The sequence below is a fragment of the Heyndrickxia sporothermodurans genome (genome assembly GCF_003055045.1).
In the GTDB taxonomy this organism is placed as follows: domain Bacteria; phylum Bacillota; class Bacilli; order Bacillales; family Bacillaceae_C; genus Heyndrickxia; species Heyndrickxia sporothermodurans.
On record NZ_NAZB01000014.1, the window covers coordinates 26,668 to 41,821 of the forward strand.

The following is a 15,154-nucleotide window of genomic DNA, read 5'->3' on the forward strand; positions in this document are numbered from 1 at the left end:
AAAAACGGGCGATCGCCCGTTTCTTTACTTCCCTATATATTTATAGTAATCCAAAATTCCTTGGTATATTGCTTTTGCTGCAATGTCTCTATATTTATTGGATGCAAGTTTACTTGCGTCTTGTTTATTAGATAGGAATCCGAGTTCCACAAGAACCGCTGCAAGTGGATTGGAATTAATCACTCGGTATTCTTCTTTTTTTACACCTCGATTGGTCGTGTCAATTGCTTGTACGAGGCGTTCGTTGATAAAGGTTGCAAGCTGCTTACTATGATTCGCTCGGTCTGCCGGTCCACCATTATGGTAATATGTTTCGGTTCCATTGGCACTTGCTTTTGAAAAGAAATTGCAATGAATGCTGACAAATGTATCAGCGTTTGCTTTTACCCCAGTATCGATACGATCTTCCAGCGTTGGATATGTATCACCGGTACGCGTCATCACTACTTCGATTCCCGCACTTTTCAATAGTTTTTCAACACGTTGAGCTACATTTAATGTAACCTCTTTTTCTACCAGCTTATTTCCGCTTGCTCCCGGGTCCTTTCCACCATGGCCTGCATCAATAACGATGATTTTTCGGTTGGCAGGTGTGGTAGATTGGAGATATTGTGTACTAACATAGCCAGCTATTTTCCCTGAGGTTACATATGCCCAGCCTGATTTAACGTCGTACATAGTAACTTTTGTTCCCTTTTTCAATACTCCTACCGGTTTGCCTTTAGTACTTCGCGTTTTGCGGACATTTAGTTCTGAAACGTTGACAATGCGCTGTCCATAGGATTTTCCGTGTCCATTAACCGTTGGGGTAGTTGGTTTCGGTTTGGATGTTGCCGGAGTTGGTTTTGGCGCAGGCTTTGGGTTTGGTTTCGCCACCGGTTTTGTATTTGCCGGTTTTGGTTTTGGTTTCGCCACCGGTTTTGGCTTCGGTTTTGGTGCCGTTTTTTTTACCGGCGTCGGCTTCTTCACTGTTTTTAAATAGGTTTTGCTGACATATCCTTTTAGTTTGCCATCAATTATGTATACCCAATTGCCTTTAATTTCATAAATTTTAACTTTCTTGTTCTTTTTTAGATAGCCAACTGATTTGTATTTCGTTCCGGGTCCTTTGCGAACATAAAGTGTCGTTGCATTGACGATACGTTCACCGATTGCTTTTTTCACTTTAGAGGTTGTATTCTTCTTCACAATCGTTGGTTTCTTTTTAGCAGTGACCTTTTTAAAATATTTCGAACTTACATATCCCTTTGTACTTCCGTAAGTAATATACGCCCAGCTTTTTTTAATCTCGTACACTTTAACTTTTTTATTCTTCTTTACATAACCGAGAGTTTTATATTTTGCGCTCGGTCCTTTTCGAATATAAAGACTAGTGGCTGTGACGGTATATTCACCTAATGGTTTTATTTTCTTTATATTAGGTGGTTTAGCACTTGCGGCATATCCGATGTTTCCGAAAGAAGTAAACATAAGAATGATTGCCATGATAAAGAATAGAATTTTTTTCATCAGATTCGCCCCCCTCTTTTAGTAATATTTTGCCATGTCATATTCTATCATAATTCGACAATAAATTTGGTAGTTTTGTAGAAAAAAGGTCCTAGTTATAAGGAATTGGTTCTTTTAAACTACACGCCTTTGCGATAGGTCATATGGAACACAAGACATTTCCCGAGAAATTTAGACAAAATACTTTGCGCTTTGTCGAATGTTGATTTATGGAGTTAGATGTCATTAATCATAAGAAAAAAAGCCCTCTCACAACTGAGTTTGGGCTCTTTAGTGTTTACAACTTAATTTTATGATAAAAATTATACGTATTTTCTTAACGGCCTGTTTCATAGGTTGATGACAGTTATGATTATTTTTTCCACTATTCTCCCCCTGCTTTTAGACTAGTCTTTTTGTAATACATTTGTAATCTATTTTACGCAAAAATTGTGAAAAATTATGTCAAATTTCCTCACAAAATATAGTATTATTTAAGATAGCTAAATCTATTTATCTATTATTGGAGGTGGATACAGATTTGAAAAAGCGTGTTGCTTCGCTCCTTTTCATCTTCTGCATACTATTCTTCTGCTGCATGTGTATACCATCCAGCTTAAGCTCAGTTCATGCCGCAAGTAAAGACATTGTAAATCCTAACCAAACATATACGTATAATAAAATGGTTCGAGATATTAAAAAACTTGCAAAAAAATATCCATCTATTATTCATTATCGAACGATTGGTAAAAGTGAATATGGCAAACCAATTTATGCTATTTCTTTAGGCACAGGGAATTCGACGGTTTTTATAAATGGTTCCCATCATGCAAGGGAATGGCTGACGACGAATCTCAATATGTATATGCTTGATCAATACGCTCAATACTATTTGTCGAATAAAAAAATCAATGGCTATGATGTGAAAAAGATATTGAGTCAAACGACGATTTGGTTTGTTCCAATGGTGAATCCTGATGGGGTCACACTTCAGCAGTCCGGGTTAAAAGCCTTCCCGAAAAAAGATCATGCGAAATTAATTAAAATGAATGAAGGAAGTAAAAATTTCAAACGATGGAAAGCGAATGGGAAAGGTGTCGATTTGAACCGGCAATATGATGCCGATTGGAAGCACATTAAGTCGAACCCCGGAAAGCCAAGCTGGAGCCTTTATAAAGGAAAAGCACCCTTGACTTCAAAGGAAACGAAGGCGATCGTTGCTTTCTTGAAAAAAATAAATCCCGAAATGACGGTTGCCTACCATACAGCAGGAAAAATTCTTTATTGGAATTTCCATCAGTCGAAAGCATTATACAAACGGGATTTAGCGTATGCGAAAGCAATTGGGAAATTGACAAAATATAAACTTATTTATCCTGGGAAAAATCCATCCGGCGGGGGCTTTACGGATTGGTTCATTTCTAAATACAAACGACCTGGCTTTACCCTTGAGATCGGAACATATCCCGGAAATACGAATCTCAAAGTCTCTCAATTTAAACAAGCATGGAATGAAAATAAGTTTGTTGGTCTATATGTAGCGAAACATGGATATTCATTATTTAAAAAGCATTAGCCCCTTGATTAGGAACGACATTGCAAAGAAAACCGAATATTGATCTTCTCGCAAAAAAGGTCGCTCTTTGACTTTTATTGTCGGGAGGTTTTTAACCTTGTGGGGTTAAACTCTGGAGCTGGATAGGATTGCAATGTTATACTTCCTTTAAAAAAAGACATGAATCGGTTGAATCTTTTTTGTCGAATAAACGTCTATATTAGGGAGAAGAAGTGAGAATTTTTACATATCTAATAAGAATGTATTTTTCCCTATCGGATTAAATTTTTTAAATAAATTACTATTTTTAATAAGGAAGGATTACGAATGATGAGAAGTCAGAAACATACGAAAAAGAAAAAATGGTTAACAGTTTTGCTGATCGTTGTAGGACTTTCTGTTGTAGGCGGGGGTGCGTATGCATATTCAGTATGGCATTCGTTTGATAGTGCCGTCAAAAACATCCATAAACCTGTTGAGCGCAAACAGCCCGTGAAGAGAGCGAAGGAAGTAACTGTTAAAAACGGGGATCCATTTTCAATTTTGCTACTTGGTGTCGATGAGCGCAAAAATGATAAAGGTCGTTCAGATACGATGATTGTCATGACGGTCAATCCGCATTTGAAATCGATTAAGATGCTAAGTATTCCACGTGATACTCGTACAGAACTTATTGGACGAGGAACGGTCGATAAAATCAACCACGCCTATGCATATGGTGATGTGGAGATGTCGATGGATACAGTTGAGCATTTTTTAAATATCCCAATTGACTATTATGTAAAGGTGAATATGGAAGGATTTAAAGAAGTCGTTGATGCTGTTGGCGGTGTTAAAGTACACAATGATTTAGAATTTACTGCAGGTGGGGTCACCTTCCCAGTCGGTAATTTAACTCTCGATGGGAAAAAGGCTTTGAAGTTTTCCAGAATGCGTCATGATGATCCGGAAGGTGATTTCGGACGTCAAAAACGTCAACGGGAAATTATCGAATCGATTCTCGACGAAGGTGCAAGCATCTCCTCTCTCTGGAATTACGATAATATCTTTGATGCACTTGCAAAAAATGTGAAAACAAATTTCACCTTTGAGGAAATGCTGGGCATTCAATCCCAATACAAAGACATTAGAAAAAACATTGAAGAACTCAAAGTAGAGGGTGAAAACGAATGGATTCCAAATGAGTCCGGCAAAAACATCTATTACTATTCTGTAAAAAATGAAGAAAGACAAAAACTCTCGGACCTCCTACGTAACCACTTAGAACTTGGCCAAGAAATGGTATCAACCGGACAATAAAAAAACGCATCCGTCCATAAACAAAATGGACAGATGCGTTTTTTGGTACCTGACACCAAATATTCAAATCTCTAATATTTATTCACCTAATGCATAAACGGTGTCAGGTACCGTTTATGCATTTTTTTAATATTTATTCAGTTTTTGCATATTCGGTGCCTGACACCATTATTTGAAGATGTTGGCGACTTTTTGGACGACGAGTTTGCTGCCGCCGCCTTTTTCGACTCCTTCGATGAGTATTGCGATAAGGAGGTCTTTTTTGTTGGAGTCGTAGGCGACGAAGACTCCATTTTCTTTTCCTTTTTCGCCTTTTGAGCTTTTTAGTTCGGCTGTTCCTGTTTTGCCGGCTAGTGCTCTGTTAGGTAAATTCGCTCCATGTCCCGTCCCCCGTGGATCAGCGACGACTTGGCGGAGCATAGTGCTAATTGATTTGGCAGTACCGCTACTTATGACATGTTCCTTCCAAAGTCCTGTTTTCTTTTCATCTAGAAGTAAATACGGCTTGATCATATTTCCACTGTTGATAAACGGTGTATATGCAGTAGCAAGCTGTAAAATATTCGTCAACATTTGACCTTGGCCATAACCCGTATCCCCTAACATGATACTATCGTTTTTCAATGTTCCATCCGATGACACTTGTGATTTCTTCAATGGATACGTAAAAGGAATTTCTTCTGCAAAGCCAAAGTTCTTTAATCCCTTCACAAATTTATCGCCGCCCATATCAAGGGCTGCCTGTGCGAAAAAGATGTTATCGGAATATATCATCGCAGTTTGCATGTTAACCGGACCAGATGTTTCGTGGACGCGAGTAATTTTATAATCACCCCAACTTCCACCTTTCCCCCACGTTTTTCCATTTATTGTTTTTGTACTGCTTGTATTCAACGTCCCATTTTCCAATGCAATCGCACCTGTAATCGGTTTGATGGCTGAACCAGGGGCGTAGGATAGTGCGAAACGGTTAATTAATGGTTGCAACGGATCCTTTTCTAGCTTCGCATATTCTTTACTCGATACACCTAAAGCAAAATCATTCGGGTCAAAAGAAGGTGAGCTAACTAATGAAAGGACCTCTCCAGTAACCGGATGAATGGCTGCCGCCGTACCAGCGTTCCCCTTCATTTCGTTATATATTTTCGTCTGCAAGTCCCCATCGATCGTGACTGAAATGTTTTTCCCATCTTGTACTTTATTTTCAGCAATGACTTTTTCGGTACCATCTGGCTTAACGATTGAAATCGTTTCTCCATCCTTCCCGCGCAATTGTTCATCAAACACTTGCTCCAACCCGCGTTTTCCGATGACACTACTTTCCGTATAGCCTTTTCCCTTGTGCTTCTCTAATTCTTCTGCCGTGATCGGCCCAACATAACCTACTAAATGTGCAGCTGCTTTGCCGAAAGGATACACCCTTCCTTCTGCATTTTGTTTATCAACACCAGGAAGCTCATATAGCTTTTGAACAAGGTCCTCCTTCGTCGAAGGGATTTTTTTAATCGGCACGAACAAATCCGGTTTTACCCATGAAGCGTTTAACTTTTGATCAATTTCTTTAACAGACATATCTAATAAAGAAGCTAATTGTTTCTTCACTTCCGCATCATGTCCATCCATTTTTTCCGGAATAACACCGATTTGAAAGACTTCACCATTTACTGCCAGTTCACTGCCATTTCGATCACGAATTTCGCCCCGTTTTGGACTTACGGTAACAGGTTTGATTTTATCGCCTTTTTCAAGTCCTGGTAAAAGTAAACTCGGTTTCCAATCAATATACCAATTGGACTTGTCATCTTTCTCTTCTTTTTTCAATGTCACTTTCTCTTCATATTTGACATTACCAGCCATCGTATGAAAGGAGATTTGTAGCGGGATCGACACCTTTTCTTTCTTTTTAAAATCGTCCTCTCCCAACTTTTTATAAGTAACTTTTAAATCGCTAATTTCTAAATCCTTGTATACTTTCGGATAGCGATCGACATAGTCCTCAGGCTTAAATTCCTTTTTCACACTGGATGAGAGGTACTCGTTGTACATTTTATTAAAATTATTTTTATCCCAAAGTTTCACATATTCATTTAATCGATCATTCGGTGAAGGTTCTTTTTCACAAGCCGCTAGAACAAATAGTAACATAGCAAAAGCAAAAAATAGTTTTTTCATAATTAACCTCCTCTATTTTGACTATACACCTATTATACAAAAGAAATAGACAACTATTCTAAAATATTAACTTCAACTGGCATTGTAATCATTTTGAAATGTTCTTTTTCTAAAAAAGGGGGTGCAATTGTCGAATAATTTGATAGAATAGTAGTTAATATTGTAATAATGGGGGGAATTAAGTTTTGAAAAAGACGTTCGTGTCGGTTGCTGCTACCACGATAATAACTACGGCCATTGCAACACCATCCATGGCTGCTACATACAAAGTAAAAAATGGCGATTCATTGTGGAAAATCGCAAACAAATATGACACAACCGTAGCCAATTTAAAAAAGTTAAATAATTTAAAAAGTGATATGATTAAACCGAATCAAGTGCTAACCGTTTCTAAATCTACCAAAACGGTTTCGAAAGTATCTACAGCAAAAAATACTTCAACCTCAAAAACATATACCGTAAAAAAAGGGGACTCCCTAAGTAAAATTGCTAATATGTACAAGGTTTCGGTCGCTAACTTAAAAAGTTGGAACCATTTAAAATCCAATATAATCTATCCCGGGGACAAATTAAAGGTTTCAAGCCAAAATTCAACGACATCTCAGTCGAAAAAAACTGCTGCTACTAATAAAACAACATCACCGACAACTACTGTTGGGACAAGCTATTTGGTTAAGTCTGGGGATACTTTAAGTAAAATCGGTAAACAATTTGGCGTATCTGTCGCAGAATTAAAAAAACTTAACAAACTAACATCTGATATGATTTACGTTGGGCAGAAGCTTATTATTAAAAAACAAGCTGGACAAGCCACTACCACGCCAAAGGTAAATACACCGGCAAAATCACCATCACATTCTACTGGGACAACCTATATCGTTAAATCTGGGGATACCTTAAGTAAAATTGGTAAGGAATTTGGCGTATCTGTCGCAGAATTGAAAAAACTTAACAAGCTTACATCCGATATGATTTATGTTGGCCAGAAACTTAATATTAAACAACAAGCCGGACAAACTGCTGCCCCGCCAAAGGTAGATAAACCAGCGGGCTTAAGTTCAACGTTTTCTGTTAAAAAAGTCATTGATACAGCGAAAAAATTAGTAGGCACTCCATATGTATGGGCTGGAGCGACCCCGAGCGGATTCGATTGCAGCGGATTCATTTATTATGTATACAACAATGCAGGGTTATCTTTACCACGCATATCTAGTGAAGGGTATTACAATCGTTCCTATTATGTAACTAAATCACCACAACAAGGGGATTTAGTATTCTTTACAGGTACATATAAAAGCGGAATCTCTCATCTAGGAATCTATATTGGCAACAACCAATTCATCCATGCGAGTTCAGACGGAGTACAACTCTCCTCACTTGATAACTCCTATTGGAAATCACATTTTGATGGATTTAAAAGATTGTATGATGCGGATTAATCGACATCAAGAAAGCCCACATTTCGATGTGGGCTTTCTTGTGATTATATGATTATGGAAAAGTGTATTTCTTCTTATCGAATTGATACAATCCATAGTCTTGAATAACAGATGTATGTCCAAGTTGACGTATCCTCGTTGGTAGGCACATGTGTGATAACGTGCAACACAGTTTTAACATAAAAAGTTAGACGAATTTGCTGTCAAAATTAATCGTATTTTCCCGGGAAATGTCATTTATAAAAATCAAGTTGGAACATATAAGTCGGATTTCGAGGGATTTTTTATCTAGGAGAGAATGGCCAAATATGGTATAATTGGCGAAATATTTTAATTTAAACATTTCATCCGTTCCCTTTTCATTCGATTAAACGGAAAAAAGAACGATCCATTACTGAAAAAGGTAAATTTAACCCTTTCTCCACGTAATTATAAAAATGAAATGAGGTTATTCATTGAAAAAAGCAATTTTTCTACTGTGTTCTATCATTCTCTTAACAGGGTGTAGTGATGTCAAACACAATAATAAAGTGGAATCGTCCTTCTCACAAGTGATAAAAAAAGGTGGAAGTCATGAAATCGATTTGAATTCACTAACCGATTTCACTTGGGACAAAGCATTCATTTTCCCACCCTACACAGTGCAAGAAAGTATAAATGAACAACTGGGCACTAAATTTAAAGATCCAAGTAATATCGACAGGAGAGATGATATTTATTTACTCGTTTTCCTCCAGAAAAGTAAAGTTGTTCAATATGCAGAAATCAATCGGCAGCATCTAGATTTTTCTTTAGATAAGGAATACCTCACTCCAGAAGATGCGACGGTTAAGATAGTAAAACGATAAAAGAAAAGGTGCTGCCCGCTGATGGACAACACCTTTCTTCATACTACTTATTTAGTTCTTCAAAAAATTTAATATTGGTATCGAAATTCGGTACAGATTGGGTTTCTTCTGCTTGTTTGACTAGTTTTACAACCATATCATTATATGGTGTCGCAATTCCTTTTCCTTTTGCCAATCGCGGTACGACCCCATTGATATAATCTATTTCAGACTTACGTTTCTTTTCTAAGTCTTGCAGCATGCTTGCTCTTAGCAATCTGGAAGGTTCCATAAAGTTCCGAAGTGTTTGGACACGTTCAGGAATATCGTTTTCGCTTTTTATTTCTAATGAAGCAATGTCGAATTTATTCATCTTAGCAAAAGTTACACCGTTTGCATGACCAACTTTGATTGTTTCATTGGCAATATGCGCTGCACTTACAATGCTAACCTCATGATCAATAACCCCGCCAAACTCTGTGTTCAGTGCAGCTGATAACCCACTAAATGCATTGTTGATCAGTAATTTTGACCATTTCGTACCAACCAAGTTATCGGAAATATGTGTACCCCCAACAAGGTCCAAAATCGTTTTGATCTCGTGAATTCTTTCCGTTATTTCACCGTTTAATTCCCCGATTTGGAAAGCATACTCTTTAAAGTGGCCGAACTCTGTTGTCAGTTTTGATACTCCTGGCTCCATAAATGTTGCGCCAAATTCAACGGACCCGGCAATCACCCGTTCGCGACCAACAATGGATGCAACCTTTTCTTCAGGTATCCCGTTTTGCAAGGAGAGTACGACACTTTTCTCATCTAAAAATGGCAACAAGTTTTGTAGCACTGAATCATTATATAATTGCTTCGTTAACAGCAAGACTAAATCATAGGTTCCCGACATATTGTCAGGAGTAATAGCTTTCACTTTTGTTTGAAAATCAGTCGTGCCGATAATTTTTGCGCCCGATTGATTTAATGCGTCAACATGTGCTTGATAAACATCGATTAACTCTACATCTTGTCCACCGGCAGCAATATATGCTCCGGCGATCGTTCCTAGTGAACCTGCCCCTAATATTGCGATTTTCATTTGAATATCCTCCTTACTTTTCAGCTAAATAATCGTATATAACAGTTGGAGATGCCAAAGAAAGCTCTGTAATAATATGAGAAGCTGATACGACCTCTAGTACTGGCAAATCAGCCATCGGTGCAAGCGCATGGGCGAACAGCTCGAGTCTTGCAGGACCTGACCAAGCACCAAGAATTTTAATATCAGTAATTTCGCTACGAACCAATTCGCAAATTCTTGGATATCCATTATAGTCCGGCATTTTTTTCAACATATAATTCGGTTTAACGATTTCTTTAAGCGCCTCTGAATGGTCAAGCGGAAAATGCTTATACCCCATCGTTGCTGTTGCTACTCGCAAACTTCCATAGTCCAAGAGTCCCACTAAGGTATCGGAATCTACATATAAACTAGGCTTGCCCAGCTTTTTAGGATACGCTGCGATTTCCCTGCCTGATGCGATGGCAGGAAAGCTATCTACATACATTGCGTGGAGATAATCCCCTTCCTCCCCTTCAAAACTAACAGGTATGACTTGTCCACACTCTGTGTAGGATCCAAGCCCTGTCACATCCGGCATCTTCATGATTTCAAATCTGACAAGCGGATCTTTCACCTCCAATGGTTCCGGCACAATTTTCTTTAAGCTTTCCAGGTCGGTTCTATATAAAATGTTTAAGTATTCGCGATTATAAAAACGATACGGTCCTAATGGAAACGCCCCTGCATCTAACGGAGTTGTAAACTGCTTTACCACGTCTTCCTTTTTCATCTGAATAGCACCTCCACATTTTGAATAAATGATGTTCTTATCTATAATTCCCTACATCTATTATTTTAAATCTGATTTTACATTTAATCTAATACATAATAATATATTAATATATTTACTATAATAAATGAATGGAGTGTTCAAAAATAGATGGAGCTGCTTCAATTAAAATACTTTCAGACAGTCGCTTATACAGAACATATTTCTAAGGCAGCTGAGCAATTAAATATTGCCCAGCCTTCCTTAAGCCTGACAATTAAGAGACTTGAAGATGAATTGGGCACAAATCTTTTTAATAGAAAAGGTAGGAATATCGAGTTAAGTTCATCTGGAAAAATTCTTTTGAAACATGTAAACAAAATTTTTACCGAAATTGAAAAGGCAAAAATGGACATTCAATCTCACGATCAAGAAAATGCACGTACAATCAAAATTTCAATTTCTAATCCAAGATTCCTTTCAGGATTGATTAGTGAATACATTACCCGCCATCCAAATACGAAAATACAACAAGGAGTTGGGGTAAAAAGCGGAATAGTGACAAGCTTGAAAAAGGGAGATATTGATTTAGGAATAGCCGGCCCACCGATCGTGGATGAAGAGATTGAAAGTTGTGTGCTCGTGGATGAGGATATCGTACTCGTTCTTCCTTCTAGCCATAAGCTGGCAGGTGAATCTAAAATTTCCTTAGGCAAAGTCGCCAATGAACCATTTATTTCCCTCGCCAACAATGAAGAATATAGTGGATTTACAACAGCTCTATGCGAAAGAGCTGGATTCACTCCTACTAATAATTTCGAGGTAGATTCTAGTCTATTAGCGGAAATCATTAAGCTCGATCAAGGTGTGGCGTTACTTCCCATTTCGGTATGTAGAAAACTCGATTTACATTACGTAAAAATCGCAGATATTGATCCAACCTATACAGTCGGACTATCATGGGTAAAAGATGGTTTGTTATCTCCTACGGTGAAAGAGTTCCGGGATTTTATTATAGCGTACTTTAAAGAACACTATGAAATGTTCAAGGATCACTGAAGGTTTTTGATTAGGGTGCATTCTTTTAATCGTCCTTTTTTAGATTTTTACATTGGAATCAAGGACTTCATCTCACTTTTTCGGATATCATGTTCTCGTTTTTTCAGATTCGAATACTTCGGGCAGGTTCGAGCACTTCGGATCGCATTTTCAACTATCAAGTTCCCGTATCCAGCCGATTCGGGCACTTCGCTTCACCTTTCCTACTATCAAGTTCTCGTATCCGACAGGTTCGAGCACTTCGCTTCACCTTTCCTATTATCAAGTTCCCGTATCCAGCCGATTCAGGCACTTCGCTTCGCCTTTCCTACTATCAAGTTCCCGCTTCCAGCCGATTCGGGCACTTCGCTTCACCTTTCCTACTATCAAGTTCTCGTATCCAGCGGATTCGGGCACTTCGCTTCACCTTTCCAACTTTCAAGTTCCCGCTTCCGGCCGGTTCGGGCACTTCGCTTCACCTTTCCTACTATCAAGTTCCCGCATCTTCTTTTGCATTCAATCCCCATCATGGCCGAAATAGTAAAAAACAATTTTTCTACGTCACACTCCTATCAAAAAGAACATGCAACCTTTCCAAATACGGTCGCATGTTCTTATCCTACTATTTATAAATAAAATTTAAATCGGCCGCCAGCATATTGTGATCGGACGTATTCTAATGGGGTGCCCGATCGCAGGTTGGCAACGCGTTCGATTTGAAGAATAGGAGAATCGATAGGGACATCGAGCAGTTTGGAGATGCGCTCTGTCGCACCGATCGCTTCAATTGATTGTTTGGCGTCTCCGAGTTGATAGCCTTTTTTTACCTCGATGAATTCGTAAAGGGAATGTTGAATATCTTCCTCTTTCAGCCCTTCTGCGATAGAACATGGAACGATGGATGTTTCGATCGCAATTGGGATTTCGTCACCTAAACGGATTCGTTCGATATGGTAGACATCTGCTTCAATATCAATTTGCAGCTTTTCTGCTTCAACCTCATTCGGTTTTCGAACGCTGAACAAGGTAATTTTGCTGCTCGCCTTCATTCCGCGTTGTTCCATAAGTTTTGTAAAGCTCGTAATTTCTTTTAATGGTTGCTCGACTTTTTCATTGCTGACAAAGGTTCCGCTTCCCCGTTTGCGCATGAGAATTCCCTCATCGACAAGGCCTTGAACCGCTTGACGAATCGTCATTCGACTGACGCCAAATTGTTCAGTTAAAATGCGCTCGGAAGGGATTGCTTCCCCTTTGACCCATTTTTGCTGGTTAATGTTTTCGCGGATATGTTCTTGAATTTGATAATAAATTGGAATCGGTGATTCCTTATTAATCACGTGCAATCCCCTCTTTTAATAATGACGCTGCCTTTTGATCAGCAAGAACAATTACATTAGGATGTTTTTGTAAAACAGATGCCGGGCAGTCTTCACTGACTTCTCCTTCAATCATTTGTTTCACTGCTTCGGCTTTGTTTGCACCAAAAGCTAGTAGGATAATTTTTTTTGCAGATAAAATTGACTTGATTCCCATAGAAATCGCATGTGTCGGTACATCCTCTTCTTTGTCAAAATAGCGTTTGTTCGCTTCACGGGTTGACTCTGTTAATTCAACGACATGTGTTAGTGAGTTGAAAGAGGTGCCTGGTTCATTGAAACCAATATGGCCATTTTCACCAATTCCAAGAATTTGTACATCAACAGGGTGATCTTGCAGGATCGCCTCATAATGCAAGCATTCTTCGTCTAAATCGGCTGCCATTCCATTTGGCAAAAATGTTTTTTTAAAATTCATATGAGAAAATAATTCTTTTTCCATATAATAACGATAGCTGTTTTCGTCTTTTGCATTTAATCCGACATACTCGTCTAGGTTCACCGTTGATACGTTTGAGACATCCAATTTTGAAGTGCGGAATATTTCATAAAACTTCAATGGTGTTCCACCTGTAGCAAGGCCTAATGTGTGAATACTACCATTTTCAATTCCAGTTTTTATTATATCAAAAGCTTTTGCAGATGCATCAGTTACTGTTGAATAAGTGTGTAATTGCATAGTTTTATACCCCTTTTCTATTTGAATTTCCTAAATGATACGTTTCGATTACTTCGAGATTTTGATTCATGATGGCAAAATCGGCATCCATATCTTTTTTCAAAAATCCTTTTGATGTTAAGCCGAATTCTTTTGCTTGGTTTCCGGATGTCATTTGGACCGCTTCAGCAATGGAACAACCGGTAAATTGGATAATATTTCGGAACGCTTGGTCCATTGTTAATATACTTCCCGCAAGTGATCCATTTTCGAGACGGCATTCGCCATTTTTCACAAATACTTTCTGGCCGCCAAGTTCCGATTCTCCATCTGGAAGGCCTTTTGCCCTCATCGCGTCTGAAATGAGAACGATTCCTTCTGCACCTTTTAGCTTATACGTAAGGTTGACCATATCAGGATGTACATGGATTCCGTCCGCAATAATTTCTGCCTGGATGTGCGGTGATAATAATGCATGTCCAGCAACCCCAGCTTCCCGGTGGTGCAGGCCGCGCATTCCGTTATAAAGATGTGTGGCATGCGTTGTTTTGCTGTCAAGAAGTTCTTCCCGTACTGCATCTGAATGTCCCATTGAAGGCACAATTCCGTTCCTAATCATGACGTCTTCAAACTCACGTGCCCCATTTTTCTCCGGTGCATATGTTACCAACTTAATTTGTTTCCCGGAAGCTTCATGCCATTGTAAAAATAAATCAATATCCGGTGCTGAAATAAATTCTAATGGCTGTGCACCTGCTCTTTTTTCCGAAATAAATGGTCCTTCTAAATGGACGCCTGCTATCGTTGTTTTACCCATATCTGTTGCTTTTTTAACAGATGCAAGTGCTGCCTCAATAGCAGGATAATCTTGGGTAATTGTCGTCGCAAAAAAAGTGGTCACTCCTTCTTGAAGAAGTTGTTCGCTTAAAAAGATGAGCTTATCAGGATCTGCATCCATTACGTCGACACCGTATCCCCCATGAATATGTACATCAATCATTCCCGGAATGACAATGTTACCGCCAGCATCGATTACTTTTTCATCTTGTTTAGGATGATACTGATTCATATCACCGATTTCCGTGATTTTTTTATCTTCAAATCTCAAATAGCCATTGGCGATATTTTCTTCACCGGTAAATAGATTTGCATTGATTACTATGTTTTGCCCCAATGCCTTCACCTCATTTTTTTATTAATGGAAATAATATTTTGATATAGTTGTCTATACCAATTATTATGATCGTTATTTAAGCGATTGTCAAATAGGATTTTTAGTTATTTTTTAAAATTGAACACTAAATAATATTGAAATCTGAGAGTGGATTGGAGCGGAAGGGAACGTGCATTGGTTTTTTTCTAATAACACAACCTTAACGAAAACAGACTATTTTTAAATATATCCACATATATTTAGCATTTGCAAATAATGGTACACAATTCATCAGTAATTTGGTAATCTATCGGTATAGAGTTGAA

Annotated in this window: 12 protein-coding genes; 5 read left to right on the forward strand and 7 right to left on the reverse strand. The window is 38.4% G+C overall.

The features are described from left to right. Positions 1 to 24: 24 nt before the first annotated feature. Complete coding sequence (locus B5V89_RS05470) at positions 25 to 1,509, reverse strand: N-acetylmuramoyl-L-alanine amidase family protein (protein WP_108070832.1); 1,485 nt, start codon at positions 1,507 to 1,509, stop codon at positions 25 to 27. Positions 1,510 to 2,029: 520 nt separating this feature from the next. Between B5V89_RS05470 and B5V89_RS05475 the strand changes: the two genes are divergently transcribed. Both B5V89_RS05475 and B5V89_RS05480 read left to right on the forward strand, forming a co-directional pair. Further along, the gene (locus B5V89_RS05475) at positions 2,030 to 3,064 is read left to right on the forward strand and encodes a M14 family metallopeptidase (RefSeq protein WP_244913444.1); all 1,035 of its coding nucleotides are present in this window, start codon (positions 2,030 to 2,032) and stop codon (positions 3,062 to 3,064) included. 306 nt (positions 3,065 to 3,370) lie between these two features. Beyond that, positions 3,371 to 4,342, forward strand: a complete 972-nt coding sequence (locus tag B5V89_RS05480; protein WP_342352531.1) for an LCP family glycopolymer transferase — start codon at positions 3,371 to 3,373, stop codon at positions 4,340 to 4,342. A 168-nt stretch (positions 4,343 to 4,510) separates the two neighbouring features. Here the strand turns inward: B5V89_RS05480 and B5V89_RS05485 are convergent, their stop codons facing one another. Continuing rightward, complete coding sequence (locus tag B5V89_RS05485) at positions 4,511 to 6,514, reverse strand: penicillin-binding transpeptidase domain-containing protein (RefSeq protein ID WP_107919765.1); 2,004 nt, start codon at positions 6,512 to 6,514, stop codon at positions 4,511 to 4,513. Positions 6,515 to 6,699: 185 nt separating this feature from the next. Between B5V89_RS05485 and B5V89_RS05490 the strand changes: the two genes are divergently transcribed. Together B5V89_RS05490 and B5V89_RS05495 are read left to right on the forward strand one after the other, a co-directional pair. Continuing rightward, positions 6,700 to 7,953, forward strand: a complete 1,254-nt coding sequence (locus tag B5V89_RS05490; protein WP_244913445.1) for a C40 family peptidase — start codon at positions 6,700 to 6,702, stop codon at positions 7,951 to 7,953. 455 nt (positions 7,954 to 8,408) lie between these two features. Beyond that, positions 8,409 to 8,801: a membrane lipoprotein lipid attachment site-containing protein gene (locus B5V89_RS05495; RefSeq protein WP_066231872.1), complete on the forward strand. Its 393-nt coding sequence runs from the start codon at positions 8,409 to 8,411 to the stop codon at positions 8,799 to 8,801. 43 nt (positions 8,802 to 8,844) lie between these two features. On the opposite strand, the gene B5V89_RS05500 is transcribed toward B5V89_RS05495, so the two are convergent. Next, positions 8,845 to 9,870, reverse strand: a complete 1,026-nt coding sequence (locus B5V89_RS05500; protein WP_108070834.1) for a ketopantoate reductase family protein — start codon at positions 9,868 to 9,870, stop codon at positions 8,845 to 8,847. Positions 9,871 to 9,883: 13 nt separating this feature from the next. After that, entirely contained in the window at positions 9,884 to 10,624 is a 741-nt protein-coding gene (locus B5V89_RS05505) for an acetoacetate decarboxylase (RefSeq protein ID WP_066231865.1), read from the reverse strand. 150 nt (positions 10,625 to 10,774) lie between these two features. On the opposite strand from B5V89_RS05505, the gene B5V89_RS05510 reads away from it, so the two are divergent. Further along, a complete protein-coding gene (locus tag B5V89_RS05510) occupies positions 10,775 to 11,662 on the forward strand; it encodes a LysR family transcriptional regulator (RefSeq protein ID WP_107919764.1) in 888 nt (295 codons plus the stop codon). 605 nt (positions 11,663 to 12,267) lie between these two features. Here B5V89_RS05510 and B5V89_RS05515 read toward each other — a convergent pair. From B5V89_RS05515 to nagA, 3 genes are read right to left on the reverse strand one after another with little or no spacing between them, the layout of a single operon-like run. Beyond that, complete coding sequence (locus B5V89_RS05515; protein WP_066231852.1) at positions 12,268 to 12,978, reverse strand: GntR family transcriptional regulator; 711 nt, start codon at positions 12,976 to 12,978, stop codon at positions 12,268 to 12,270. Further along, a complete protein-coding gene (gene nagB / locus B5V89_RS05520; protein ID WP_108070836.1) occupies positions 12,971 to 13,696 on the reverse strand; it encodes a glucosamine-6-phosphate deaminase in 726 nt (241 codons plus the stop codon). The genes B5V89_RS05515 and nagB overlap by 8 nt, the downstream gene beginning before the upstream one ends. A 4-nt stretch (positions 13,697 to 13,700) precedes the next feature. Beyond that, entirely contained in the window at positions 13,701 to 14,849 is a 1,149-nt protein-coding gene (gene nagA, locus B5V89_RS05525; RefSeq protein ID WP_108070838.1) for an N-acetylglucosamine-6-phosphate deacetylase, read from the reverse strand. Between the last annotated feature and the right edge of the window lie 305 nt (positions 14,850 to 15,154).

Bases quoted from the DNA above. Each gene is read 5' to 3' on its own strand.
- B5V89_RS05470 (WP_108070832.1), bottom strand. From the start codon at position 1,509: ATGAAAAAAATTCTATTCTTTATCATGGCAATCATTCTTATGTTTACT.
- B5V89_RS05480 (WP_342352531.1), top strand. From the start codon at position 3,371: ATGATGAGAAGTCAGAAACATACGAAAAAGAAAAAATGGTTAACAGTT.
- B5V89_RS05485 (WP_107919765.1), bottom strand. From the start codon at position 6,514: ATGAAAAAACTATTTTTTGCTTTTGCTATGTTACTATTTGTTCTAGCG.
- B5V89_RS05500 (WP_108070834.1), bottom strand. From the start codon at position 9,870: ATGAAAATCGCAATATTAGGGGCAGGTTCACTAGGAACGATCGCCGGA.
- B5V89_RS05505 (WP_066231865.1), bottom strand. From the start codon at position 10,624: ATGAAAAAGGAAGACGTGGTAAAGCAGTTTACAACTCCGTTAGATGCA.
- B5V89_RS05510 (WP_107919764.1), top strand. From the start codon at position 10,775: ATGGAGCTGCTTCAATTAAAATACTTTCAGACAGTCGCTTATACAGAA.
- nagB (WP_108070836.1), bottom strand. From the start codon at position 13,696: ATGCAATTACACACTTATTCAACAGTAACTGATGCATCTGCAAAAGCT.